Here is a 290-nt window from a genome sequence, read left to right on the forward strand (position 1 = left end):
TGTTTTATTTCTATTTCTTTGTCTGGAAAGATACGACGCTGCATGACAAGCACCAGCTGATACACCAATTACATATGGAAAATATAAATCTTGTTCCATAAAATATTCTAATATCCCACCCGTATATACACCACGCATACCGCCGCCTTCTAATACTAATCCCGTATTTTCAAGCATGTTATTCTCTCCTCTTTATATATTGACTCTTTAATTATTCACTATGTTAAGTATCTTTCTCTATTATATATGAGTTTTTTTAGAAATTATATTCAAAAGGCTTGAAATAAAGG

1 protein-coding gene is annotated in these 290 nt (G+C 31.4%); it reads right to left on the reverse strand.

What is annotated here, in order from left to right:
* The coding region (locus tag SB775_RS28720; protein ID WP_410864590.1) for a patatin-like phospholipase family protein at window positions 1–177 on the reverse strand (177 nt) is incomplete at its 3' end.
* Window positions 178–290 lie beyond the last annotated feature (113 nt).

The sequence above is a fragment of the Peribacillus sp. SIMBA_075 genome (genome assembly GCF_046534585.1).